We start from the raw sequence: 24,253 nt of genomic DNA, 5'->3' as shown, positions 1-24,253 counted from the left end.
CTCAGCCCGCCGCGGCGAAGTGCCACAGGGTGCCGAGCATCGGTTCCACCCCCGGCGCGCTGCGGACCACCCGGTCCGCCTCCTCGCCCGCGGCCAACGCGAAGTCCACGACCTCCACCGCGCCGTCGACGACCGCCGCGGGCGGCTCGGCGTACTGCTCCAGGTACGAGATCAGCACCTCCGGGACGCCGCTGCCGGGCAGGACGTCCAGCAGCGCGGCGCACGCCGCCGTCCACAGCAGGAAATCGGTCCGGGCGACCAGCGCCGCCTCACCGGCACCGGCGTGCAACCCCATCCAGGAGAACATGTCCGCTGCTTCCCGCGTCGCCGTCGACAACGGTGCGCGCCGCAACTCCTCCACGTCCAGCCCCACCGCGCCCACCACGTCCCGCACCAGGAACCGCCTGGCCCGCAGAATCGTGTCGGCGACGTGGACGAACAGGCCCGCGGGCACCTCGTGCCGGAACCGCACGGCCAACAGCGGGTAGGTCGCGAACTCCGCCTCCTGCGTCTGGAATTCGACCTGCACCAGCCGCTGGACCTGCTTCTCGTCCAATCGCCCGTTCCGCGCGGCGGCGAGGAATTCGTTGTTCTCCACGTGCTGCCGGACCGGGAGGTCGAGCTCGTTCACGAGCGTACCGGCGTCCACCGCAATATCCTCCTCCGCATCGATGGCCGGGAATCAACCGTCGTGTCGATCGAAGTTCCCCACCGAGTCAACACCGGCACGAGCAAATCGAACAAGAGACGCGGAGAAGTTCCTGTTGAAACCTGTTGAACCGCCGACGGAACACCTCACCAGCATTCCGACAGAGGCAGGAAGGTGGTCGCACACCACGCGTGCGCGGTCGACGAGACCACTGGTCCTTCCGAACCCGATGCCCACCTGATCGGTGGAAACTGACAGATGCCTGGCACGCAGTGTGTCCTGTCGCCGTGCTTGCCCGCTCCAGCGCGTCCCCGTGCCCCGCAGCCACGCTCACCCCATCTTCCGATGGCGTGACGTCTCGCTTTCCGCTCCACCCCGGCGGTGCACGGGCCACCTCGGTGATCTCGTCAGCCCGGCAGGTCCAGGTCAGCCCGGCCAGCCAGGACCGGCGGGCGGCGGCGCGGCGGTTTCGGGGTGGCGCGGGTGTTGATCGTGATCGGCGTTTCGCAGCGACCTGCCCGCCGCAGCACTTCCGGGCGCGGCGTAGCATCGGCGAAGTCCGTGCTCCGGTGGAGTGACGCACGGCATATTGCCGGATGGGCGACGAGGCGATCGGCGGGAGGCGCTGTGCGGGTGGAATCCGGGCACCGGGCCGTCGTCCGCCCGCCTGCCGCGGTGCTTTCCCGGAATCGACAGCTCACCTGCGCGGAAGAAGACTGATGGCTCCGAACAGCGGATTGTTTGCCGACGCGTCCAACTTCGACGTCCGCTACGTGTCGGATTACGCGACCATCAGCCAGATCGCGGAGGCGCTGCGCGTCCTGGGGATGAAGGTGGTCCTCACCAGCGGCACCTTCGACATCCTGCACGAGGGCCATTCGATGTACCTGGAAGCCGCCCGGCGGTTCGGGGACTTCCTCATCGTCGGCGTGGACAGCGACGAGAAGGTGCGCAAGCGCAAGGGGCCGTGGCGGCCCGCGGTGCCGGAGGCGGAGCGGCTGCGGATGCTCACCCACCAGCGCGGGGTCGGTCTGGTGACGCTCAAGCACGTCGACGAGCCCCGGTGGTCGCTCATCTCCGCCGTGCGGCCCGATGTCCTGGTCGCCACCGCGGAGACGTACTCGGCCGAGGAGATCGCCGAGCTGGAGGAGAAGTACTGCGGGCACGTCGAGGTGCTGGACCGGATGGCCACGGTGAGCACCTCGGCGCGGTTGCGGCTGTTGCAGCTCGGCCTCGCCGAACGCATGTCCGAGCACCTCGCCGAGCGGCTGCCCGACCTGATCCACGACGTGATCGACGAGTTCCGGAAGACCTGATGAAGCAGCTCCTGCTGTACCTGCCGGTCCTGCACGCCGGGTACGAGGCGTTCTTCTCCCGGCACGCCGACGCCGACGAAATCCTGCTCCTGGGCACCAGCTTCGCCGAGGACTACCCGGCCTTGAAGAAGGAGATCCGGGCACTGGCCCCGGAGGTCGCGGCGGGGTACCTGCGGGGGTCGGGCGACCGGCCCCCGGTGTCCGTCGTCGAGCGGGACGGGTTGGCCGACGCCGTCGTCGCCGACCTGCTGGTGGTCCCGGACGAGGAGATCATCCGCGACCTGGTCGCCCGGCACGGGCTGGACTCGGAGCGCAAGCTCATCTACGAGCGCACCTTCCTGCGGTGGGACCGGAGCTGGAGCCTGGCCCAGCGCCCCCCGGACTACGATGGGGTGGTGACGGCGGACGCCGGGGACCTCGCCGTGATGGCGCGGGCGGCGGGGGCCGCGGCGCTGAGCTCCGACTGGTGGCGGCAGGTCGGCGCGGTCGCCGTGCGCGACGGGAGGGTCGTCGGTGTCGAGCACAACCAGCACCGCCCCAGCGAGTACACGCCCTACCTCGACGGTGACCCGCGCAACGACTTCAGCCGCGGTGTCCGCATCGATCTGTCCACGGCGATCCACGCCGAGGCCCTGCTCGTCGCCCGGGCGGCCGGGTCGGGCGAACAGCTCGCGGGCGCGGACCTCTACGTCTCGACCTTCCCGTGCCCGGGGTGCGCCAGGATGATCGCGGAGGTCGGGTTCCGCCGCTGCTACTTCGCGGGCCCGTACTCGATGCTCGACGGCGATTCGATCCTGCGCGCCGCGGGCGTGGAGCTGGTCTGGGTGGACACCGCCGCGCTCAGTCCTCCCGGGGGCGCGAGCTGAACTTCATCCGCACCGGGGTGTGTCCCGGGTCGTCGACGTCCCCGGTGAGGACGTGCACGTGGAGGTGCTTGATCGTCCCACCGGTGAAGCGGGATTCGCCGTTGCGGACGCCGATGCCGTAGTGGGTGAGCCCGTGGCGGTCGCGCGTCCAGCGCAGGGTGGGCCAGAAGTCCGCCTGGGCTTCCCCGGACAGGTCGGCCATGTCCGTGACGTGTTCGTCCGGGACGAGCATCAGGTGCACGCGGGTGCCCTGGTACGGGTACCGGTTGGGCATGACCGACCAGTGGTCGGTGCGCAGGAGCGGTACCTGGTCCTGGGGGCGGTGTCCGGGGCAGAAGAGGCACACGCCCGCCTCTTCCAGCCTGATCATCTCCGCGCGCTGCTCCTCCAGGCGGGAGTTGCCCAGGTAGTACAGCTCCACGCCTACCTCCGGTCGTAGGTCAGGAAGGAGCAGCGGGAATCCCCGCTTTCCTCACCACCGGTCAGCTCGAACGCCCCCAGCCACCCGGCGGGCATGGCGACGTCGCCGTCGTCCAGGTGCTGGTGCACGCGCGTCAGGTAGACCCGGTCGACGTCGTCGAGCAGTTGCCCGTACACCTGGGCCCCACCGATGACGAAGACCTCGTCGCGCTGCGCGAACGCCTCCACGCTCCGGGCGAGCCCGAGGGCCGATCGGCAACTGGGCTGGCTCGCGGCGCCCGCGCCCGCCGCGTAGTCGGGTTTGCCCGTGACCACGGCGGTGAAGCGGCCGGGCAGCGGCTTCCCGAGCCGGTCGAGGATGCTCTCGTGCGTGTGGCGGCCCGCCACCAGCGCGTGCCCCATCGTCAGCCGCTTGAACCTGGCGAGGTCCACCGGGAGGTGCCACGGCAGGGCGTTGTCCCGCCCGATCACGTCGTTCTCGTCCGCCGCCACGATCAGGGACGTCCTCACGGCGACACCGGGATGCGCAGGCCGCCGTGCGGCTCGTAGTCGGCGAGGTCGAAGTGCTCGGCCCGGAAGTCGTGGATGTCGGTGACGGCGCGCCCCGCGTCGTTGAGCAGCACGGTGGGCAGCCTCCGCGATTCGCGCCCGATGATCGTCTTCACCTGGTCGAGCTGGTCGTCGTAGACGTGCGCGTCGGAGATGGTGTGGTAGTAGACGCCCGCCGGGACACCGGTCAGGTGTTCGAGCATGAGGGTCAGCGCGGCGTACTGGATCATGTTCGAGGGGACCCCGACCGGGACGTCACCGGAGCGCTGGAACATGTGCAGGTGCAGGCGGCCGTTGAGCACGCGCACGTGCACCCAGCCGTGGCAGGGCGCGATCGTGGTGCGCGGTCGCTTGCCCGCGCCGCGGACCTGGTACTGCGGAATCCACGGGCTGACGAAGTGCGTCCTGACGTCCGGCAGTTCCCGGATCTGCTCCACCAGGTGGGCGAACTGGTCGAAGGGCCCGGATTCCAGGGTGGGGAAGTCGTGGAAGGCGCCGCCGTAGGAACCCGGGCCGATGTTGCCGGGCGGGAGGCCCCGGGAGGACGTCTTCGCCGGGGTCGCCCAATCCCCCCACCAGTCGCAGCCGAATTCCTCGAATTCGTCGAGGGTGGTCGCGCCGTTGATGAAGGCGCAGAGTTCACCGATCGGCTTGCGCCAGAAAGAGCGCACGCTCCGCTCGGTGATCATCGGGAAACCGTTGCCCAACTCGAAGCGCATCACCTGCTGCATGAGGGTCAACGCCGGGGGTCCCTGTTTCGTGGGGACCTTTTCGCCCTCGTCCACGATCCTGGCCAGGACCGTCCGGTACTGCTCGTCTGGGTCACGTCGCTCGAACGGCGTGTACTCCATGTTTACCTCCATGTCAACGAGCGGCATCCTACCCCGCGCTCGGGCGCCCTATACGTATCGGCCGCCTTGGCCGCCCAGGTACCCGAATCCCGCTGTCAGGTCGCGGTAGTAGCGGCGGTAATGCTCCGAAGCCGGGTAATGGGAAAGGCGCTCCCGCGCGGAGGGGGTGAGCGTTTCCAAGTCCACTTTCCGTACCGCGTACTTCGACGCCTGGTCGGGTGACCGGTCCCGCACGTTCTCGGCGGTGTGGCTCCACTCGTACCGGGAGAACGGGCGGGCGTAGTAGGGTTGCCCCGGCTCACCGACCACGGCGATGGCCGGGAGCACGATCCGCTGGTTCCACGCCAGCTCGACCACGCGGTGGTTGCCGTCGCAGACGATGAACTCCCCGTTCCCCCGCTCGTCCTCCCAGTCGTCCGGGTGCAGGTTCTCGATGACGGGCGGGGTCACGGTGACCGGCTTCGGGGCGTCGCCCTTGCGGACGCGGACGAACCCCCACTCGTCGTCCAGCCCACCGAGGACCTGCTCGTACAGCTCGTTCGCGCGTTCGAGCCCCGCCCTGAGCACGTACCGCTGGACCGGCCGGAGGACGCCGAGCGCCGCGTCGGCGCGCAGCCGCGGCACGACACCGCGGTCGAACGCGTCGGCGTCGAAGACGAGGAGGACCTGCCTGGTGCCGCGCCAGGCGGGGACCTCCTGCCGGACCAGGAACACCCGCTTGGTCTCCAGTCCCGCGTAGGGGTGCTGCCCCTCGAGGTCGTACCCGTCCACGTACCTGACCTTGGCGATCGCGTCGACCGTGCAGGTGGACGGCACGTCCGCCGCCGGTCCGCGCCCGCCCGGTGGCACCTCGAACGGGAACCGCGGCCCCACGACCCGAATCCGGTTGCCGCCGGTCCCCAGCTTCCCGACGACCAGTTCCGGCGGGAACGACCCGCCCGCCAGGGTCCTGCGCCTGATCAGGTCGTCCTCCACCCAGGTCATCACGTCGGCGTTGCGGGCCACGATGGAGGGGCACTGCCGCCACAGCGAGTCGTCCCGCTCGTCGTCGCCGTCCGGCACCGGGAACCAGACGCCGCCCGGCGGCACCCGGTGCACCGTGTCCGCCGCCCGCACCCGGGGCCGGTCGCCGGAGGTCCCCGCGGGTTCCCAGCGCATACCGGAACCGCCGGGCCGCAACGCCTCGATCGGGATGCGCGCACCCCGCGCCCGGTCGCCGTGGCGGCGCACCGAGGGCAGCTCGTTGAGCCAGTCCATGATGGCGTCGAAGTCGCGGTGCCGCTGCTCCCGCCGCGCGTCCGGGTCCGCCTCGGTCGACCCGGCCCGCGGTTCCCGGTCCGGTCGCCGGACCAGCGGCAGCAGCGTCACGAGTTGGTACTCGTACTCGGTCACGTGACCGGTCGTCGGCGATATCTTCCGCTTCGTGAAGGTGGCGACCTCCCGTAGCTGATCCGCCCAGGTGTCCTCGCCGGTGCTGCCGCGTTCGTCGAGTATCCGTCCGGCGGCCTCCTCGAACGCGCGGACGTGCGCCGCCTTCTCCAGGTCCTCGGCCTGGTCGACCACCTGCCTGAGCACGTCGTCGCGGAGGTGTTCGAGCAGGGCGCGCACGTTCTTGAACGCGGGCAGCAGCAGCGATTCCCAGTCGCCGATCTGCGAGGGGCGCAGCGGGGTGTGGTTGTTGAGGAGGATGTCGTGGCCGCCCGTGACGCGCTCGCGGAGCAGCAGGAGCAGGAAGTAGGTCGTCCTGCGGGCGGCGGGCAGCGCGGGGAACGAGCCGTCCGGGTTGCAGAGGGCGACGTAGCCCGTCTCCTCCCAGGTGCGGGCGACGTGCGCGGTGAACTCCGACAACCCGGCGACCGGCGACGCGCCCGCGGTCCGCGCGCTGTCCGCCAGCAGCCCGGTCACGGTTTCGTGCAGGCGGCGTTCCGCGGGCGTCACCCGGGAGGCGGACACCAGGGGCCGCACGACCTGGATGGGCCTGCTCGGGCCGTCGAACTCGTCGTCGTGGCTGAACGCGACCTCCGCCTCGCCCTTCCACACGTTGACCCGCACCCGGGCCATGCCGGACGAGCGCAGGTCCGGCGCGAAGGGCGGGCAGGCCACGACGGTGATCCCGGTCGGTCGTTCGCCGGGGGCCAGCGCCGCGGTGGACAGGGTGGCCACCTCGCGCCTGTGCATGTGTGCGTGCAGGACCAGGGACATCCTGAGGTCGCGGCAGTGGGCCAGGAAGGTCGGGCCGTCGACCAGGTCCCCGGCCGTCGTCGTCGCGATCATGTGGTTGGTGCGGCAGAGCGCCGAGACGCCACCGGCCGCCGGGTTCTCCCGGCATTCCAGGGTCGCCGCGCGGCTTTCCAGACCGCCTCGGGCGACCCGGGCGGGGAAGGCCCGGTCCTGGCTGGCCAGGAGGTGGTGGTGGGCCACCCCGATGACGTAGAGCGGCGTGTTCCCGGCGATCGTGCGCGCGAGCGTGCGGACGAGTTCGAGGGAGGCCGCGGTCTGCTCGCGGCCGATCTGCCCGTGGTCCTCGATGAAGTGGTTCGCGTGCTCCGCGGTGGTGGAGTCGAACCCGATGACCACGACGTGGGCGAGCGGTTCCGCCGCCTCCTCCCCCGCGAAGCGGACGCGCGTCACCGAGGCGACCGGGAGGTCGCGCGGCTCGTCCAGGACCTCGGCGTTGGCCAGGAGCCTCGGCAGCAGGCGCCGGTGGAAGTGCGCTCCCCCGGGGTCGCGGGCGATGTCGTGGTTCCCCGGCACCGCGAGCACCTCGGAGACCGAGGGGCGCAGTCGGGCGAACTCCTCGCCCCAGTCCTCGTCCTGCCCCGGTCGGGCTGACCGCGCCGGGACCAGGTCGCCGCAGCTCACCAGCAGGTGGCACGGCCGACCCTCGTTGAACGGGCGGCGCAGTCGCCGGAAGCGCTCGAGGAAGCCGCCCTCGCCCGGCCGGTCCTGGCGGACGTCGGCCACGGCCTCGATGTCGAAGTACGGCCGGTCCCTCGGGACCTCCACCGTGCGCACCCAGGGCGACTCGCCACTGGCGACGCCCCGGAGGAACCCGTCGTCAACGAGCCACATCCACGATCCTCCTGCCGCCTGCCGCGCGTGCGCGCGCGGCTACTCGCTGATGTGAGCGGGGTTCGACCGCTTGCGCTGCTTCTGCACCCCGGGGAACTGTTCGTTGAAGTCGCGGAAGAGGGCTTTGTAGTTACCGGGCACCCGGTATTCCTTCTTCTGGTGCGTGTCCGGGAGTTCGTCCAGCTCGGCCACCTGGGACCAGCCGTCGCGCAACGCGTAGGCGTAGTACGGGCAATCGGGCGGGACGTCGCGGATGAGCACGACCGAGATGGGCAGGCCGACCGAGCGGGCGGCGAACAGGCGGTGGAGCCCGTCGTTGACCACCAGCACGGTGCGGCCGTCGGGTTCGCGGGACTCCTCGACGACGGGCGGGATGACCGGTACGACCTCGTCCGGGTTGTCCTGCATCCGGACGTGGGCGCCGCCGTCGAGGGCGAACAGGTCGATCCCCTCGTCCAGCAGGTTCGCCCGCAGCGCCAGGATCGTGTCGACGGTGGGGCGCAGGACGTAGTTCTGCGCCGGGGTGAACGCGTCGGTGCTGGTGGGAGGGGTGAGTTCGACGACGGCGTCCCGGTAGACCTGGCGCCGGTCGAACCCGCGCAGTCGCGTCTGCCGCACCCGGTCGAGCAGGTGCGTTCGGTCGAAGGGTTCGACCAGGATGGGTTTCACGAGGACTTCTCCGGGTTCGGGTTGTGGTCGGCGACGTCCGGCGCGGCGGCGAACGCGGCGGCGATCGCCTGGTCGGTGAGTCCGGCGATGGACGCGATCGCCAGGGACGGTCTCGGCGCGGTCCCGTTCACGGCGCCCACCAGCGCGGGCACCTCCCGGTGGGGCTCGCGCAGGACCCAGACCGCGCGCATCCCCAGGGCCAGCGCGGGTGCGACGTCGTTGGTGTGGGAGTCCCCGACCATCACCGCGCTGCCTGCCGGGACCCCGGTCGCGCGCAGGACCTGTTCGAGCAGCCGCGGCGAGGGCTTGGCGCACCCGGCGCGGTACGAGAAGAACTGGTGACCGCTCGGTATGTGGCTGTCGAAGAAGTGGCCCAGGTGCTTGCGCGCCGACACCAGGTAGGGGTGCCAGATGTTGGAGGCCAGCGCGAACCGGTACCCGCCGTCCGCCAGGCCCGCCAGCGCCTCCAGCGCGCCCGGCACCGGGACGGCGTCGTCCTCCTGCGCCGCCCAGACGTCGGCGACCTCCCGGTCGACCTGGTCGCCGGTGGCGCCGTACTCCCGCCGGAGGAGGTCCGCGACCTCACCGGGCCTCTCGAACGGCCTGGTCATCAGCGCCTCGTGGAGGCGCCCCTTGGCGGCGCGGGGCAGGCCGAGGGCTGCGACGACGCGGCCCGCGGGCCCCTTCTCCGGGCCGTCGACGAGCGTGGACCCCAGGTCGAACACGATCAGTTCGCCCGTCACCGGCGCGCCGCCCCGTCCCGCGCCGCCGAGGAAACCCGGCTCTTGCGCCGTTCCCGCAGGGCCTGTTCCTTCGTGGCCAGTTCGCGGCCGAGCCAGAAGGCGTGCGACACCAGGCTGACCCCCATGTCGCCGATGATGGCCCGTTCGATCACGGCGGCGCGGTCGGACCGGTACTGCTTGATCAGCAGCCCCGCGTACCGGTGCTCGACGACGAGGCAGTCCTCGTCCTCGTCGACGTCGACGACGAAGTAGCCGTTCGGGTCCTGGCGCAGCGCGTGCCGGTCCCGGGCCCGGTCCAGGTCCTCGTCGGTCCGCCAGTTCTCCGCGATGCCGCGCCCGAGTTCGTAGCGCGGGCTGCGGGGGTCGATCCCGAGGGAGTGGCTGATGACCGTCACCGGTCCCACCGGGACGCCGACGCGGTCGGCCACGTGCCGCTGGATCGCCATCAGGCCGTAGACGTTCTGCAGCCACGCGGTCAGCAGGTTGTGCGAGCGGTAGGTGGCGGTGAGCGTCAGCTTCCCCGCCGCGCGGCGGAAGAAGATCGTCGTCAGGCACGGTCGCGACCCCGGCCTGGGCGCCCCGGCTGCGGGGAGGTCGGCTTCCGTGTCCCACAGCGAGATGTAGGCCTGGCGCGACTCCGGGTCGTCGCGCAGCAGGTCGACGACCGCTTCCAGCGTGTCCTGCCCGCCCCGGTCGTCCCCGAAGTGGCCGCGGAGCCGGTTGCCGTAGGTGTAGGAGATCCCGTCGGGCAGTTCCGGGTCCAGGATCGCCTCCTGGTAGGCGAGCATCCGGTCGAGCCGGAAGCCGTACCTGCCGAGCAGTTCGTCCGATTCGTGCTCGGGTTCGGTGATGACCGCCTTCGCGTTCAGCAACTCCAGGCGCGGACCGTTGTCCAGCACCACCGGGACGCCGAAGCGGATGCCGCGGACCACGAGTTCCTCCCAGCAGTCCAGCGGGCCCCGGCGGACGACGTGGTGCGCCGCGGGCTGGGAGGGCCGGTACTCGTACGCGTCGGCCTCGAACTCCGGGATGTCCACCCGCACCCGCTCGGGCAGCGACTCCTGCGGCGCGCGGGGCAGCGAGTCGAGGTGGTCGGCCAATCCCGGCGTGGGCTGCTCACCGGAGAGCCTGCCGAAGTCCCGGAAGCTGATGGTCCGCCGCAGCCTGTCCGCGTCGAATTCCGCGATGTCGGGGAACAACCTGTTCTCACCGCGAATCCGCTTGAGGCGCCTGCCCAGCAGGGTGGTGTCCTCCAGGCCGTCGCGGAGGAAGGCCTCGATCTCCCGGCACGTGGGCTGGCCGAGGTCCTCACCGACCGCCACCAGGTGGCGGACCTGGGGGTTGAACAGCAGGTTGCAGAACATCGCGTACATGCCGTCGCCGTAGAGGTTGGCGACGACCGCCACCCGGCTGCCGGTCGGGTCCAGGATTCCGGGGACGGTCGCGGCGAGCCTGCGCCGCGCCACGGGGACGGGTGACCACAGCGTGATCAGGCCGACGTCCCCGGCCGGGTTGACCATCTCGATCCGGTCGCCGTGGTGGAGGGGTTTGAAGGTCAGAGTCATCCGCACCCCTTCACCACGTCGCCAAGCGGATTGCCACCACCCCGAGCTCGCAGCCCAGGACGAGCGAATCCCGACCGTACAGCGCCGCGGAGAGCACATCGCTCTGGGCGTCCACAGCGCACTCCGCCCGCCACCGGCCCGCGGTGGACAGCCGCAGCACGTGTGCCCGCCCTCGCGCGGCCACCACCACCCGCACGCCGTCCGGGCCCGCGACCGGCACCCGCCCCGCGGGGGTCGCGGTCGTCACCACGCCGACGTCGGGGAAGCGGCGGGTCAGCGGGTCGGCGACCAGCTCCCCGGTTTCGAGGTCCCAGGCGAGGACGGTGCCGCCGTCGTCCGCGGAGACCACGACCCGGCGCCCGGCGAAGTCGACCGCGGTCAGCGCCCGGACCGGCTGGGCGTGGCCGTCGAAGGGCGCGCTGACCGGTTCCTTCCGGACCACGTCCCAGACGTGGATGCCCGCCGCGTCGGCGGCGGCGGACACCACCACCGGCTCGCCACCGGCGAGTCGGCTGGTCGCCACGGCGCGTATCCACGCGGTGTGCCCCGTGTACGGCGGGCTGTCGGCTCCGCCGCCGTCGAGCGACCAGGTGCGCACCGTGGTGTCCCCGCCGGAGACCACGACGGGCACCCCGTCGACCTCGGAGACGGCCAGCGCGCGCACCCAGTCGGAATGGGTGCCGAGCTGCCTGCCGGTCACGACGCCGTCGACCGGCTCCCAGGCGCGGACCGACTGGTCGTCCCCGCCGGAGACCAGGACCGACCGGCCGTCGGCGAACCGCGCGACCACCACGTCCCGCACACCGCGGGTGTGCCCGCGCAGGGGCGCGGAGACCGGTCGCCCGGACTCCAGGTCCCAGATCCGGAGCGTGGCGTCGACGCTGCCGGACGCCACGACCGGCCGGTTCCCGAGTGGGCCGACCGCGACCGCCCGCACCCAGTGCGAGTGGCGGCCGAACCGCTCCGCACCGGTGGCGGCGTCCCACACCCCGATCGGGTTGTCGACGCCGCCGGAGACGACGGTGGGCCGGTGGTCGAGGTCGGCCACCGCCAGCGCGCCGACCCGATCGCCGTGGTCGATCGCTCCCCGGCCGACCGGTGCCCCGGTGCCCAGGTCCCACGCGTGGACCGCCTGGTCGGCCCCGCCGGAGAAGACCACGCGCCGCCCGTCCACCCGGGCGTGCGCGAGTGCCCGGACAGCCCGGGCGTGCCCGTGGAACGGCTGCCCGTCCGCGGTTCGACCGGCCAGGTCCCAGACCCGCACGGTTCCCCGCTCGTCCCCGGAGACGACGAGTGACCTGCCCGCGTCCTCCACCAGGGCCACGGTCGAGACGTTGCCCTCGTGCTCCGCGAAGGGGCGGCCGACCGGGGTGCGGGTGGCGAGGTCCCAGACCCGGACCACCCGGTCCTCCCCGGTGATCACCACCGTCGCGGCGCCCAGCCGCCCCACCGCCAGGCAGCGCACCGCCGACCCGCTCGCCCGGTAGGGCTCCCCCACCTCCGCGCCGCTCGCGAGGGACCGCACGCGCACGGTGCGGTCCAGGCTCCCCGAGACCACGACGGCCTCCCCGGCGAGTTCGGCGACGCAGAGGCCGGTCACGCGCTGCCGGTGGGTGGTGTGCCGGGCGGCCGAGCCGGGCGGCACCAGGTCCCAGACGTGCACCTCGCCGCCCGCGTCGCCGCTGACCACGACGTGGCGGGAACCGGTGCGCGCCGCGGCCACGGCGGTCACCGTCCTGCGGTGCCCCGCGTAGGCCCGCCGGATGGTGATGCCGGTCTCCAGGTCCCACACCCGCACCGTGGAACCGGTGCCGCCCGCGATCACCACGGGGCAGTCGTCCAGGGTGGTCACCGCGAGGGCCTGGCTCGCGGGCTGGGCGCCCGCGAAGGGGTCGCCGTCGAGGTCCGGGGCCCCGACGTCCCAGATCCGGACGGTGCCGTCGGCCGACCCGGAGACCACCACCGGGCGGGTGCCGAAGGTGGCGAACGCGAGCGCCCGCACGGGACCGCTGTGCCCGGTGATCGCGTCGCCCACCTCGGCGTGCGTGGCGCGGTCGAACACCCTGATCGTGCCGCTCGCGCTGCCGGAGGCCACCACGGGGCGCCCGCCGACGACACCCGCCGCCACGGACAGCACCGCCCTGCTGTGCCCGGTGATCGGCTCCCGGACCAGCGAACCGGTGCGCGGGTCCCACACCCGGATCTTGGTGTCGTGGCAGCCCGTCACCACCACCGGGTGACCATCGACCTCCGCGAACCCCACGGTGCGGACCGACCGCGGGTGGTTGAGTTCCACCGGCGTGGGGGTGTCGTCCCACAGGCCCCAGACCAGGACCCGGCCCCCCTCGTCCGCGGAGGCCGCGGTGGTGCCCCCCGGGTCGCAGGCGATGGCCGTGACGGGGTGCCGGTGACCGCGCAACGGCGGGCCGAGCAGCTCGTCGGTGCCCAGGCGGGACACGCGGACGGCCAGGTCGTCACCGGCGGAGACCACCACCGCTTCGCCGTCCAGGACCACCACGGCGACTGCCCGCACCCCGCCGGTGTGGGCGCGCAGGGGACGGCCGACGGGCTCGCCGGTCTTCAGGTCCCACGCGGTCACCCGCGCGTCCGAGCCCGCGGAGACGATGACCTGCCTGGTGCCCGACCTGGTGACGGCCAGCGCGTTGACCGCGTCCGCGTGCGCGGTGACCGGCTGCCGGAACAGCGCGCCGGTCTGCCCGTCCCACACCCGCAGCACGCCGTCCTCGCTCCCCGAGACGACCAGGTGGCGCCCGTCGACCGCGGCGACGGCCACGGCGTTGATCGCGCCATGGCAGACCCTGATCGGCACGTGCGGGTGCTGTGGCTGCCAGGCCGCCCAGCGCGCCCGCCAGGAGGCGTGGTCGACCGCGATGGCGTCGGCGAACCGGTCGGCGCGGACGCAGCGCGCCGCCAGCCCCAGGTGGGCCGGGCCCTCCTGCGGACCGTGCGCGCGCAGCGCCGGGAGCGCCCGCCGGTAGGCGTTCGCCGCCGCGCGCGCGGGCGCGGCGACCGTCCGGTCGAGGGCGGAGAGCAGCCGCACCGGTTCGGCCACGAGCAGGAACCCGGGCAGCCGCACGAGTTCGTCGATGCGCCCCGCCCGGACCGCGTGCCCGACCAGGTGGGTCCGGACGTACGGGTGCGCGGCGGCCCAGTCCGGGGTCCCGTCGTCGTGCCTGGGCACGCCCGCGACCAGGGCCGTGACGATCCGGCGCTCGTCCTCGACCTCGTCGCGGCCCGCGAGCAGGAGGTCCGCCAGCGACTTGTGGAACAACCGGAAGAGCGCCCTGCCGTCGAACTGCCCGGCAGGCACCACGTACGACGCCGCGTTGCCCCGGACGTCCAGCAGGTCGGTGGCCCGGTGGCCGCCCCCGGGGTCCAGGGCGTTCGCCAGGGCGAGCCAGACCGCCTCCCACGGCAGCCCACCGCCCTGGGCGTAGGCCAGGGGGCGCAACAGGTCGATGGCCCGTTCGGCGCCGCCGCCGAGCCTGCCGACCAGGTCCTCGCGCATCGCCGTGCCGGTGTCGCGCGGGAGGCTCGACCGCCAGACCGGGTCGGCGGGGTCCGGCAGCCCGTCCGACGCCCCCTGCTTGTCGGCGACCAGGCACGCCAGGTAGAAGGAGCGGCCCGCGACCTCGGCGATCACGGCTGTCACCGCTTCGACCCGGTCCTCGTCCAGCCCCTCCCGGTTGCGGACCAGGCGCCTGCGCACCACCCGCCGCAGGCTGCCTGGATCGGCGAACCGGGGCGAGTCGAGGTCGACCCGCACGTGCGCGGTGCCCGCGAAGCCCGCCAGGACCCGCGGTCGGGCACCGAGCAGCAGCCGGACGCGGCCCGCGCAGCCGGTGCTCAGCGGGATGAGGACGTCCTCGACCAGCGACGTGGGCTGGGACGCCTCGTCGAGGGCGTCGACGAGGACCACCAGCGGCGTCTCGCGGTCGCGCAGCTCCGCCAGGACCGCGGGCATGACCGCGTGCGGCCCCGCCTCCTCGTCGATCCCCGCGATCCCCCCGGCCGCCGCGATCGCGGCCAGGACGTCCACCCCCGTCCGGCCCCCGGCGTGCACCGCGGCGTCGATCGCGCCCATCCCGGGCGTGGGGTGCCCGTCGCGGGCGGCCATCGGCGCGTACTCGGGGTGGCACACGGCGGCGAGCCAGCCCAGCAGGGTCGTCTTGCCCGACCCCGGGTCGCCCACGACGACGATCGGCGACCCGTCCGCGGGGTCGGCGAGCCACCGGACGACCTCCCGCCTGGCTTCGACCCGACCGACGAACTCGCCGACGTGCGGGAAGAACCTCTCCCGCAGCTCCTCCTCGCGCAGCCTGCGCCTGCTCTTCGGCTCGGCCGGGCGCGCGGCCGGGCGCCGGTCGGGGCCGGACAGGAAGTCGGGGATTCCGCTGCTGCGCCTGGCGAGCAGGGCGAAGTTGGTCCGCTGCGCGGGAGGCATGCGCTGGTGCAGCTCGACCTGGATGTCGTCGAGGCTGATCGGGGCCTGCGGGCCCCTGCTCTCCCGCAGGTCCCGCAGGGCGTCGGTCAGCGCCCGGGTGAAGACGCCCTGGGTGGCCAACTGGTTCGGCAGGGTCGCGCCGATCACCGCGTGCCCGTAGCGCTCCCCGGTGAGGTCGAGGTCGGTCTCGTCGCCGGAGTAACCGCCGATCGCGCGGGTGAAGTCGACCGCCGCCTGACCGGAGAAGCAGGCGTCCACGACGAGCAGCAGCCGGTGCACCCTGGTCTCGGCGAGCATGGACTCGGCCACTTCGGTGATCTTGACCGACCTCGGCCGGATGTCCAGCGGGTCCACGTCGGCCATCAGCAGGGCGAGGTCGCCGCCGTAGGGGCCGCCGGGGAGCACATCACCGTGGCCCGCCAGGTAGAGCACGACGAAGTCGTCGGGACGGCGTTCGCCGTGGAAGGAGAACTCGCGCAGGGCATCCAGGAGTTCCGCGCGGGTGGGGTTCTCCGGGATGACCGGCAGGTGCTCGTAGTCGAACTCGGCGAAGAAGTCCACGACGCGGCGCTGGTCGTCGATCAGCCCGTCCCGGTTCAGGGACTCGTCGTGCCGGTAGTGGCGGACGACCCCGGTGAGCAGGTACCGGCGGGCGCCGGGGGCCGCTCCCGTCGGCCGCTCAGCCGCCATGGTCGCTCTCGGGCACGTCGCCGACGAGGCCCGCCAGGATGCCGCGCCCGGTCTCCGGCGCGGTGAGGTAGGGCCGGACGTCGTGCGCTTTGGCTCCGTTGTGGACGATGGACGAGACCACGCGGGGGCCGAACAGCGGTCGCAGGTCCTTCACGAGCGCGACGACATCACCGGCGTCGGCGACGTTGGCCCACGCCGACACCGACCCCGGCCAAGCACCCCGGCGCCGCCCGTCCGCCGCGGCGACCGGCGCCGGGCGGAGGCGGTCGAAGATGAGGTTCGGGACACCGAGCGGGGAGCCCAGGGTCACCAGCGCCCGGACCGGCCACTCCGGGTGCGCGCACAGCGCCTCGTAGGCGATGACCGACCCCAGCGAGTGCGCGACGATGACCCGGGTGCCGCCGTCCACGGAGTCGGCGACCCGCTGCTGGATCGCGGCCCGCGTCTGCGGCTCGGTGAAGTAGCGCCGGACCTGGACGAGGTTGCCGATCATCGCCCGCTCGGAGAGGCCCGCGAAGAACGCCGAGCCGCTGAGGACCCGCAGCGCGGTCTGCACCGCCCGGGGCGCGCGCACGAGTGTCCGCTCGTCGGCCCGGACGACGGCGGGGTCGGTCTCGGCCGCGACCCGCCACCACTCGGACAGCAGTTCCCGCTCGTACTCGGTCAGGTCGGCCGCGGTCGGCAGCGGATCGCCGACGCCCAGGGTCTGCCCCGGCCGGCGGAAGGCGTCGCCGTAGAACGCGAACCCGATGTCGGTGTCGGACAGGCGCTCGGCGACCTCGGTCCCGGCCGGGCCGCTCGCCGCCAGCCGCGCACCGTCGCGCAGGCGGGAAGACCACTCCGCGCGGATCGTCTCCTGCCCCTTGAGCTGCTGGCCGATGCCGTGCACGCAGACGATCCCAGGCAGCGCAATCGCCTCCCAACCGGGGGTGCCCGTTCGAACCGGCGGTCACGGTCCCCCAGCGATCGAAGGCGATCAACCTACACTCGCGGCCGGTCCGACCGCGACCGGGACGGGCGGTGGTTGCGCAGGCGCAGGCTGTTGGAGACCACGAGCACCGACGACAGGGACATGGCGGCGCCCGCGATGAGGGGGTTCAGGAGGCCGAGGGCGGCCAGGGGGATGGCGGCGACGTTGTAGCCGAAGGCCCAGGCGAGGTTGCCGCGGATGGTGGTGAGGGTGCGGTTGGCCAGGGCGATGGCCTCGGGGACGGCGGTGAGGTCGTCGCGGACCAGGACGACGTCGGCGGCGTGGGTGGCGATGTCGCTGCCGCGGGCCATGGCCAGGCCGAGGTCGGCGGCGGCCAGGGCCGGGCCGTCGTTGACGCCGTCGCCGACCATGGCGACCCGGTGCCCGGCCGCGCGCAGTTCCCGCACGGCGGCGACCTTGTCGACCGGGCGGACCTCGGCCAGGACCTCGGGGATGCCGACCTCGGCGGCGACGGCGCGGGCGACCACCTCGTTGTCGCCGGTGAGCAGGACGGTGCGGAGTCCGAGGCGGTGCAGGTCGGCCACGGCGGCGGCAGCGGTGGGCTTGACGGTGTCGCGGACCGCGATCCCGCCGGTGACGGCACCCCCCTCGGCGACCAGGACGGCGGTGGCGGGACCGGTGGTGCCGAGCCACCGGTGGGCCGCGGGTGGGATGGTGATGCCGGATTCGGCCATGAGCGCGGCGGTGCCGACCGTGATCCGCACCCCGCCCACGACCCCGCGGGCCCCGGCGCCGACCAGCGCCTCGAACCCGGTCACGGCGGCGGGCGGGTCGTCCGCCGCGGCGGTGATCGCCGCGGCGACCGGGTGTTCCGAGGCCGCCTCCACCGCGCCCGCCCGGCGCAGGACGTCCGCCTCGGGTGCCCCGGTGAAGGACGCGGTGTCGACCACGGCCATGCGGCCGGTGGTGACGGTCCCCGTCTTGTCGAGGACCACGGTGTCGACCATGCGGGTCGCTTCCAGCGCGTCCGGGCCCTTGATCAGGATGCCGAGCTGGGCGGCCCTGGCCACGCCGACCATCAGGGCCGTCGGCGTCGCCAGCCCCAGCGCGCACGGGCAGGCGATGATCAGCACCGACACCGCCGCGGTGAACGCCTCCCGCGCGCCGTTGCCGGTGGCCAGCCACCCGAGCAGGGTGGTCAGCGCCACGACCAGCACGACCGGGACGAACACCGCGCACACCCGGTCGACCAGGCGCTGCACCGACGCCTTGCGCTGCGCCGCCTCCTCGACCAGGGCGCTCATCTGGGCGAGCTGGGTGTGGGCGCCGACGCCGGTGGCGCGGACGACGAGCCGCCCGGTCGTGTTGACCGTCGCCCCCACCACCCGGTCCCCCGGGGTGACCTCGGCGGGGACGGACTCGCCGGTGACGGCGCTCGCGTCGACCGCGGAGCAGCCGTCGACCACCTCGCCGTCCACCGGGATGCCCTCGCCGGGCCGGACCACCACGACGTCTCCGACCCGCAGTTCGACGGCGGGCACCACGTGCTCCACACCGTCGCGGAGCACGCGGGCGTCCTTGACGGCCAGCCCGGCGAGGGCGGTGAGCAGGTCGACCGCGCTGCGCCGGGACCGGTTCTCGAAGTAGCGCCCGGCCAGCAGGAAGGTGGTCACCCCGGCCGCGACGTCCAGGTAGACCGCGTCGGCGCCCGCCGCGGTGGTGCCGAAGCCCAGCCAGTGGCCGGGGGCGGAGCCGCCCGCGAACGACGACCACGCGGCCCAACCGAAGGACGCCAGCACCCCCAGGGAGACCAGGGTGTCCATACTGGACGAACCGTGCCGCAGGTTGCGCAGCGCCGCCCGGTGGAAGGGCCAGGCGGAGTAGGCGACCACGGGCAGCGCCAGCAGCACGCACAGGGCTTCCCAGCCGGGGAAGCGCAGGCCGGGCACCAGGGCGAGGGTGATCGACAGGTTGCCCAGCGGGATCGCCAGCAGCGCGGCCACGAGCAGCCTGCGCCGCAGGTCGGTGATCGCGGCGGTGTGCGCGGCGCGGTCGTCCTCGGCCCTGGGGCGGACCCGCGCGTCGTAGCCCGCCTTGCGGATGGTGTCGATGACGTCGCCGTCGCCGAGGCCCGGGGGCACGTGGACGACGGCGCGCTCGGTGGCGTAGTTGACCGAGGCGCGGACCCCGGCGAGCTTGTTGAGCTTGCGCTCGACGCGGGACGCGCACGCGGCGCAGGTCATGCCGGACACGGCCAGTTCGACCGGTGCGCCGGTCGGTCCTGAGGTCATCGTCTGCTTCCCGGAGCTGGTCAGTGCCGTCGCCCGGCGAGGTCGGCGAGCATGGCGTTGTAGGCGTCGAGCCGGTCGTCGCGGCCCGCGTCGAGGTGGCGGTCGGTGCGGGTGGCCTCGCGCCGGTCGGCCGCCGCCCACTGCCGCAGCAGCGCGATGACGACCACCAGCATCGGGATTTCCCCCGCGGCCCAGGCGACGGCGCCGCCGAGGCGCTGGTCGGCGAGCAGGTCGGGCACCCACGGCAGGGACAGGTAGCGGTAGTACGTCTCGGCGACCACCGTCGAGGAGTTCATCAGGATGACGCCGAAGAACGCGTGGAAGGGCATGACCGCGAACAGCATCCCGAGCCTGGCCAGGTGCGGCAGCGGGCGCGGGGGCCGGTCGACGCCGATGACGAGCCAGAAGAACACGCAGCCCGAGAGCAGGAAGTGCAGGTTCATCACCTGGTGCGCCCAGTGGTACGGCATGGCCGCGCCGAACAGGTCCGAGAAGTACAGCAGGTAGTAGGACGCGACGAACACGACCGAGGCGACCGCCGGGTGCGCGACGAGCCGCGCGGCCCTGGAGTGGGTGAGGGCCACCAGCCAGGCCCGCGGACCGGGTGGGAGCGTGCGCAGGGCCAGGGTGATCGGTCCACCCAGGACCAGGAGCACGGGGCCGAACATGTTCAGCGACATGTGGGCCACCATGTGCAGGCTGAACGTCCCCGGCGCGTACCTGCCGACCCCGGAGGAGGTCGCCACGACGACCACCGCGCACCCGGCCAGCCACGCGGCGGTCCGGCCGGGGGCCCAGCGGTGCCCCCGGCGGCGCAGGACCCGCACCCCGGCGAGGTAGGCGGCGGCCAGCAGCACCGCGCCGAGACCGAGCAGCAGGTCCGGGCGCGCGCCGGACAGCAGGCCCGCCGCGGTCGGGGGCGCGGTCAGCCCGTACCCCAGGATCGTCTCGTGCACGGAGGCGGACCGGCCGGTGAACGCGGGCGGCACCAGGTGGCCGAGTCCGATCGAGGCGCCCAGGGCCACGCCGAGCGCGACCAGTTCCACGGCGAGGGGCCACCGCGAACCGAGCAGGCGGCGCCCGACGACGACGAGGGCGCACACGGAGACCTTGACCAGCAGCAGCGCCGCGTAACCGGAGAACTGCCCACGGGAGAGGACGAGGCCGGGCACCGCTCCGCTGAGGACCAGCACCACCAGGCACACCGAGGTCAGCCGGTGGTAGCGGCGCACCACCTGCCCGCGGTCCGCGGAACCCCGGCGCCGCAGGTGCGAGCGCAGGGCGACGAGCGCCCCGACCCACACCGAGGCGGCCGGGATGTGCCAGACCATCGCGTCGGTCGCCAGGTCGTGCCAGGCGCCGACGGACACGTGCCCCACCACCACCGGCGGCAGCAGCCCCGCCAGCGCGACCCCGAACCACAGGACGGTCGTCGACCAGGTCAGCGTCATCCTGACCCCCAACGCCACCACCGCGGCGACGGCGGCCACGCCCAGCCACGCCTTCGGCTCCTCGGTGGCGGCCACGAGCGCCGCCAGGTTGCGCCACACCACCCCCGGGGTCTGCCCGGTGGCGTCGGCGGCCGAGAGCGGCACCGCCCCGAGCGCGGCCAGCACCCACACCGGGGCCGCCGCGGCGGCGATCCGCGTGGCGCCGAAGGCGTCGGCGGTCAGCACCGCCCCCCGGCGCGCGGGCACGACGAACGCGGCGAAGGCCAGCGCCCCCGCCACGACCACACCGGCCGCGTCGGCGACGAACCGGAGCACCCCGAACAGCAGCGCCGCGGACCGGCCCGGGTCGCTGTCGCCCAGCAGCGCGTACACGTCACCGGCCGCCAGCACCACCGCCGCGCTCAGCACCGCGCCTGCGCACGCCGAAACGACGACGGCCTTGTCCACCCTCACACCCACATGAGTCGCCCGGAAAGGGTGAATGGTTCCCGGAACTACTCCGGTTCCCATCCGACTCACTCGGTGAGACCCCCGCCCCTATCGAAGGTGACCCACCCCCATGCCGAGCAAGACCCGCAATCCGGTGACCGCGCGCCGCGGCGTGTCCCTGAACGTGATCCTGACCGCCGTCGTCGTCGTGGTCGCCATCGCGGTGATCGGGATCGTGCTGCTCGCGAACCGCTCCGACAACAGCGGCGGCGGGTCGGACGAGACCCTGCGCCCCGCGGGGAGCCACACACTGTCCCAGGTGGCCGGTGACAAGGTGACCGTGGTGGAGTTCCTGGACTTCCAGTGCCCCGCCTGCGCCTCGTTCTACGCGAACATCACCAAGAAGTTGGAGCAGGACTACGCGGGGCGGTTCACCTTCGTCCCCCGGAACTTCCCGCTCCAGAGCCACCCGCTCGCCGTCCCCGCCGCGCGCGCCGCCGAGGGCGCGGGCAAGCAGGGCAAGTACGCGCAGATGTACCACGCCCTCTACGACGGGTACGCGTCCTGGGCGCTGACCGAGGACGGGAAGTCCGTGAGCGACGACCTCCCCCGGGCCACCGCCAGGTTCGAGGAGTTCGCCACCGCGGCCGGGCTCGACCTGGACCGGTTCCGCGCCGACGTGGCCTCCCCGGAGGTGCAGGCGATCATCGACCAGGGCGTCGCCGACGGCACGAAACTCGGTGTGGACAGCACGCCCACGTTCTTCATCAACGGCGAGAAGTTCGACCCGCGGGGCAGCACCGCGGGCGAGGTCGACCGGGAGCTGCGCGCGGCGATCGACGCGAGGCTCGCCGGATGAGCCGCGCACTGGCCTGGCTCTACACCGTCGGCGGCGGCCTCGGCCTCGCCGCCGCGATCGCGCTGACGCTGGAGAAGATCGCCAAGCTCGGCGACCCCACCTACGTGCCGATCTGCTCGCTGAACCCGGTCATCTCCTGCGGGTCGGTGATGGACAGCGCCCAGGCCGGGGTGTTCGGCTTCCCCAACCCGCTCATCGGCATCGCCGCCTTCGCCGTCGTCGTCACCACCGGGGTGGCGGGGCTCGCGGGGTTCGACCCGCCGCGCTGGTACCGGGTCGGGCTCGCGGTCGGCACCACGTTCGGTGTGGTGTTCGTGCACTGGCTCATCGCCTCCAGCCTCTACGACATCCACGCGCTGTGCCCGTACTGCCTCGTCGTGTGGATCGTGATGATCCCGCTGTTCTGGTACACCGCCCTGGACACCTGGCCCGTGCTCGCACCGCTGCGCACCGTCCACAGCGCGGTCCTGGCGTTGTGGTACGTGGTGATCGTGATCCTCGTGCTGATCGCCTTCTGGGACTACTGGACCAGCCTGTTCAACTGACCCCCCGACTCCGCAGCCAGGGCGTCCGCCAGCCGCAGGCGGTCCTCGGCCGGTGGTTGCAGCAGCGGGGGGCGCACCGCCGCGTGCGGGATGATCCCGAGGTCGGCCAGCGCCGCCTTGGCCATGGCGGCCCCCTGGGAGGTCCGCATGACGGCGTCGGTCAGCGGGAGCAGGGAGACCTGGATCGCCCGTGCCGCGTCGAGGTCGCCGTCGCGGACGGCGCGGATCAACTCGGCGTTGCGGTCGGCGGCGACGTTGCCCACGACGCTGACCACGCCGGTGGCGCCGCACGCCAGGTGGGGCAGGTTCAGTTCGTCGATGCCGCAGTAGTAGGCCAGGGTGGTGTCCGCCAGAACGGACATCGCCTCGAACAGGTCGCCCTTGGCGTCCTTGACCGCGCGGATGCGGGGGTGGCGGGCGAGTTCGACCAGCGTGGCGGCGGCCATGGCCGTGCCCGTGCGCGCGGGGACGTCGTAGAGCATCACGGGCAGTCCGGTGGCGTCGGCCACCGCCAGGCAGTGCGCCACGATCCCGGCCTGGGTCGGCCTGGAGTAGTAGGGGCAGACGAGCAGCAGGGCGTCGGCTCCGGCGGCCTCGGCCTGGCGGGCCCGGCGGGTGCTGGTGGCGGTGTCGTTGGTGCCGACCCCGGCGATCACCCGGGCCCGGCCTCCCACCCGGGCCGCCACGGCGTGGATCAGGTCGGCTGTCTCGGCGTCGGTCAGGGTGGGCGCCTCGCCGGTGGTCCCGGCGACGACGATGCCGTCGCACCCCGTGCCCAGCAGGTGGTCGACGAGGCGGGCGAGCCCCGGCTCGCTGATCGCGCCGTCGGGTCGCATGGGGGTCACCATGGCGACCAGGTTGGTGCCGAAGAGCAGTTCGGCCGGGTGTCGCGCAGTGGTCATGCCGCGATCGTGCCCGCGTCGACACCCGCGCTCCAGCGATGCTTTTTCACCGGTACCGCGTAGCCTGGCTTCATGATCGAAATCGGCGCGCTGCGGGCGTTGCGGTCGGTGGCCGCCCTCGGGACGCTGGCGCGGGCGGCCGACGAGCTCGGGTTCACCGCCTCGGCGGTGTCGCAGCAGATCAAGAGGCTGGAACAGCAGGTCGGGGTGCCCGTGCTCGCCCCGGCGGGGCGCGGGGTCGTGCTCACCCCGGCCGGTCGGGCCGTCGTCGAGGCCACCCCGGAGGTGTTCCAGGCGCTGGAGCGCTGCGCCGAGGCGGGCCGGTCGGTCGCGGAGGGCGCGGCGCGCGGCAGTCTCCGCGTGGCCGCCTTCTCGACGGCCATCCGCGGGCTGCTCGCACCGGTCCTCCCCCGGCTCTCGGCGCGCTGCCCGGACCTGCGCGTGCACATCACCGAGCAGGACCCCGACCAGGCCCTGCGCGCCGTCGACGCCGGGACCGCCGACCTCGCCCTGGTCCACGACGCCGACGGGCTGCCCGCCCCGCTGCCCGCGTCGGTGACCCGGCGCCACGTCCACACCGACGTCGGCGACGTCGTGATGGGGCGGGGGCACCCGCTCGCGCAGCTCGACCGGCCACTGACCAGCGCCGACCTGGCAGGCCACCCGTGGGTGACCAGCCCGCCCGGCACGGTGTGCCACCAGTGGTTCCGGCGGCTGTTCGCGGACGCGCCGGAAGACCCCGACGTGCGCCACCTGGTCGACGACTTCTCCACCCAGTTGTCGCTGGTCGCCTCGGACCGGGTCCTCGCCCTGATCCCCCGCGTCGCCCGCCCGCCGCTGGGGGAAGGGCTCGTGTCCCGACCGCTGCGGCGACCGCCGAAGCGCGAGGTGCACGCGACCTGGCGGCGCAGCGCGGGTGCCAGCCCGGCGATCCGGGCGGTGCTCGCCGAGCTGGCTCCCCGCGCGCACCCCGACGACGCTCCCCGTTGA

General features: G+C 73.4%; 18 protein-coding genes. 5 read left to right on the top strand and 13 right to left on the bottom strand.

The genetic code is table 11. The annotated features are described in order from the left end of the window. Position 1: 1 nt before the first annotated feature. Complete coding sequence (locus DFQ13_RS17170; protein WP_035278309.1) at positions 2–649, bottom strand: hypothetical protein; 648 nt, start codon at positions 647–649, stop codon at positions 2–4. A gap of 719 nt (positions 650–1,368) precedes the next feature. Here DFQ13_RS17170 and DFQ13_RS17165 point away from each other — a divergent pair. Together DFQ13_RS17165 and DFQ13_RS17160 are read left to right on the top strand one after the other, a co-directional pair. Next, a complete protein-coding gene (locus tag DFQ13_RS17165; protein ID WP_161784409.1) occupies positions 1,369–1,965 on the top strand; it encodes an adenylyltransferase/cytidyltransferase family protein in 597 nt (198 codons plus the stop codon). After that, complete coding sequence (locus DFQ13_RS17160; protein WP_110080486.1) at positions 1,965–2,831, top strand: deoxycytidylate deaminase; 867 nt, start codon at positions 1,965–1,967, stop codon at positions 2,829–2,831. The genes DFQ13_RS17165 and DFQ13_RS17160 overlap by 1 nt, the downstream gene beginning before the upstream one ends. Here the strand turns inward: DFQ13_RS17160 and DFQ13_RS17155 are convergent. From DFQ13_RS17155 to DFQ13_RS17105, 11 genes are all read right to left on the bottom strand, one after another. Further along, entirely contained in the window at positions 2,806–3,252 is a 447-nt protein-coding gene (locus DFQ13_RS17155) for an HIT family protein (protein WP_110080485.1), read from the bottom strand. The genes DFQ13_RS17160 and DFQ13_RS17155 overlap by 26 nt on opposite strands. Positions 3,253–3,254: 2 nt before the next feature. After that, positions 3,255–3,761 (bottom strand): dihydrofolate reductase, encoded by a 507-nt coding sequence (locus DFQ13_RS17150; protein WP_035278306.1) that lies wholly within the window; start codon positions 3,759–3,761, stop codon positions 3,255–3,257. Continuing rightward, positions 3,758–4,651, bottom strand: coding sequence for a thymidylate synthase (gene thyA, locus DFQ13_RS17145; protein ID WP_110080484.1), 894 nt, complete (start codon positions 4,649–4,651; stop codon positions 3,758–3,760). Before thyA ends, DFQ13_RS17150 begins: the two co-directional genes overlap by 4 nt. Positions 4,652–4,699: 48 nt before the next feature. Then, positions 4,700–7,723, bottom strand: a complete 3,024-nt coding sequence (locus DFQ13_RS17140) for a metallophosphoesterase (RefSeq protein ID WP_110080483.1) — start codon at positions 7,721–7,723, stop codon at positions 4,700–4,702. A gap of 39 nt (positions 7,724–7,762) precedes the next feature. After that, on the bottom strand, positions 7,763–8,392 hold the full coding sequence (locus tag DFQ13_RS17135; protein WP_110080482.1) for a hypothetical protein: 630 nt from the start codon (positions 8,390–8,392) through the stop codon (positions 7,763–7,765). Further along, positions 8,389–9,135: an HAD family hydrolase gene (locus DFQ13_RS17130; protein WP_110080481.1), complete on the bottom strand. Its 747-nt coding sequence runs from the start codon at positions 9,133–9,135 to the stop codon at positions 8,389–8,391. The genes DFQ13_RS17135 and DFQ13_RS17130 overlap by 4 nt, the downstream gene beginning before the upstream one ends. After that, positions 9,132–10,700, bottom strand: coding sequence for a thymidylate synthase (locus DFQ13_RS17125; protein ID WP_110080480.1), 1,569 nt, complete (start codon positions 10,698–10,700; stop codon positions 9,132–9,134). Before DFQ13_RS17125 ends, DFQ13_RS17130 begins: the two co-directional genes overlap by 4 nt. A gap of 10 nt (positions 10,701–10,710) precedes the next feature. After that, positions 10,711–15,855 (bottom strand): caspase family protein, encoded by a 5,145-nt coding sequence (locus DFQ13_RS17120; RefSeq protein WP_110080479.1) that lies wholly within the window; start codon positions 15,853–15,855, stop codon positions 10,711–10,713. After that, positions 15,845–16,744: an alpha/beta hydrolase family protein gene (locus DFQ13_RS17115; protein ID WP_219994477.1), complete on the bottom strand. Its 900-nt coding sequence runs from the start codon at positions 16,742–16,744 to the stop codon at positions 15,845–15,847. The genes DFQ13_RS17120 and DFQ13_RS17115 overlap by 11 nt, the downstream gene beginning before the upstream one ends. Positions 16,745–16,836: 92 nt before the next feature. Beyond that, positions 16,837–19,077: a heavy metal translocating P-type ATPase gene (locus DFQ13_RS17110; RefSeq protein ID WP_110080477.1), complete on the bottom strand. Its 2,241-nt coding sequence runs from the start codon at positions 19,075–19,077 to the stop codon at positions 16,837–16,839. Positions 19,078–19,097: 20 nt separating this feature from the next. Then, complete coding sequence (locus tag DFQ13_RS17105; protein WP_233438447.1) at positions 19,098–20,975, bottom strand: cytochrome c oxidase assembly protein; 1,878 nt, start codon at positions 20,973–20,975, stop codon at positions 19,098–19,100. Positions 20,976–21,087: 112 nt separating this feature from the next. On the opposite strand from DFQ13_RS17105, the gene DFQ13_RS17100 reads away from it, so the two are divergent. Both DFQ13_RS17100 and DFQ13_RS17095 read left to right on the top strand, forming a co-directional pair. Then, entirely contained in the window at positions 21,088–21,816 is a 729-nt protein-coding gene (locus DFQ13_RS17100) for a DsbA family protein (protein WP_110080475.1), read from the top strand. Next, positions 21,813–22,361, top strand: coding sequence for a vitamin K epoxide reductase family protein (locus DFQ13_RS17095; RefSeq protein ID WP_035278292.1), 549 nt, complete (start codon positions 21,813–21,815; stop codon positions 22,359–22,361). Before DFQ13_RS17100 ends, DFQ13_RS17095 begins: the two co-directional genes overlap by 4 nt. On the opposite strand, the gene dapA is transcribed toward DFQ13_RS17095, so the two are convergent. Continuing rightward, a complete protein-coding gene (gene dapA / locus DFQ13_RS17090; RefSeq protein ID WP_110080474.1) occupies positions 22,337–23,263 on the bottom strand; it encodes a 4-hydroxy-tetrahydrodipicolinate synthase in 927 nt (308 codons plus the stop codon). The genes DFQ13_RS17095 and dapA overlap by 25 nt on opposite strands. A gap of 72 nt (positions 23,264–23,335) precedes the next feature. On the opposite strand from dapA, the gene DFQ13_RS17085 reads away from it, so the two are divergent. Next, the gene (locus tag DFQ13_RS17085) at positions 23,336–24,253 is read left to right on the top strand and encodes a LysR family transcriptional regulator (protein ID WP_110080473.1); all 918 of its coding nucleotides are present in this window, start codon (positions 23,336–23,338) and stop codon (positions 24,251–24,253) included.

Source organism: Actinokineospora spheciospongiae (assembly GCF_003182415.1).
Lineage (GTDB): Bacteria > Actinomycetota > Actinomycetes > Mycobacteriales > Pseudonocardiaceae > Actinokineospora > Actinokineospora spheciospongiae.
Note: the sequence above shows the minus strand (reverse complement) of the source record. Positions and strands in the feature narration are given on the sequence as shown.

What these genes read in the sequence shown, in the direction of transcription:
- DFQ13_RS17100 (WP_110080475.1), top strand. Translation starts at nt 21,088, where the DNA reads ATGCCGAGCAAGACCCGCAATCCGGTGACCGCGCGCCGCGGCGTGTCC.
- DFQ13_RS17165 (WP_161784409.1), top strand. Translation starts at nt 1,369, where the DNA reads ATGGCTCCGAACAGCGGATTGTTTGCCGACGCGTCCAACTTCGACGTC.
- DFQ13_RS17085 (WP_110080473.1), top strand. Translation starts at nt 23,336, where the DNA reads ATGATCGAAATCGGCGCGCTGCGGGCGTTGCGGTCGGTGGCCGCCCTC.
- DFQ13_RS17160 (WP_110080486.1), top strand. Translation starts at nt 1,965, where the DNA reads ATGAAGCAGCTCCTGCTGTACCTGCCGGTCCTGCACGCCGGGTACGAG.
- dapA (WP_110080474.1), bottom strand. Translation starts at nt 23,263, where the DNA reads ATGACCACTGCGCGACACCCGGCCGAACTGCTCTTCGGCACCAACCTG.
- DFQ13_RS17110 (WP_110080477.1), bottom strand. Translation starts at nt 19,077, where the DNA reads ATGACCTCAGGACCGACCGGCGCACCGGTCGAACTGGCCGTGTCCGGC.
- DFQ13_RS17120 (WP_110080479.1), bottom strand. Translation starts at nt 15,855, where the DNA reads ATGGCGGCTGAGCGGCCGACGGGAGCGGCCCCCGGCGCCCGCCGGTAC.
- thyA (WP_110080484.1), bottom strand. Translation starts at nt 4,651, where the DNA reads ATGGAGTACACGCCGTTCGAGCGACGTGACCCAGACGAGCAGTACCGG.
- DFQ13_RS17125 (WP_110080480.1), bottom strand. Translation starts at nt 10,700, where the DNA reads ATGACTCTGACCTTCAAACCCCTCCACCACGGCGACCGGATCGAGATG.
- DFQ13_RS17140 (WP_110080483.1), bottom strand. Translation starts at nt 7,723, where the DNA reads ATGTGGCTCGTTGACGACGGGTTCCTCCGGGGCGTCGCCAGTGGCGAG.
- DFQ13_RS17095 (WP_035278292.1), top strand. Translation starts at nt 21,813, where the DNA reads ATGAGCCGCGCACTGGCCTGGCTCTACACCGTCGGCGGCGGCCTCGGC.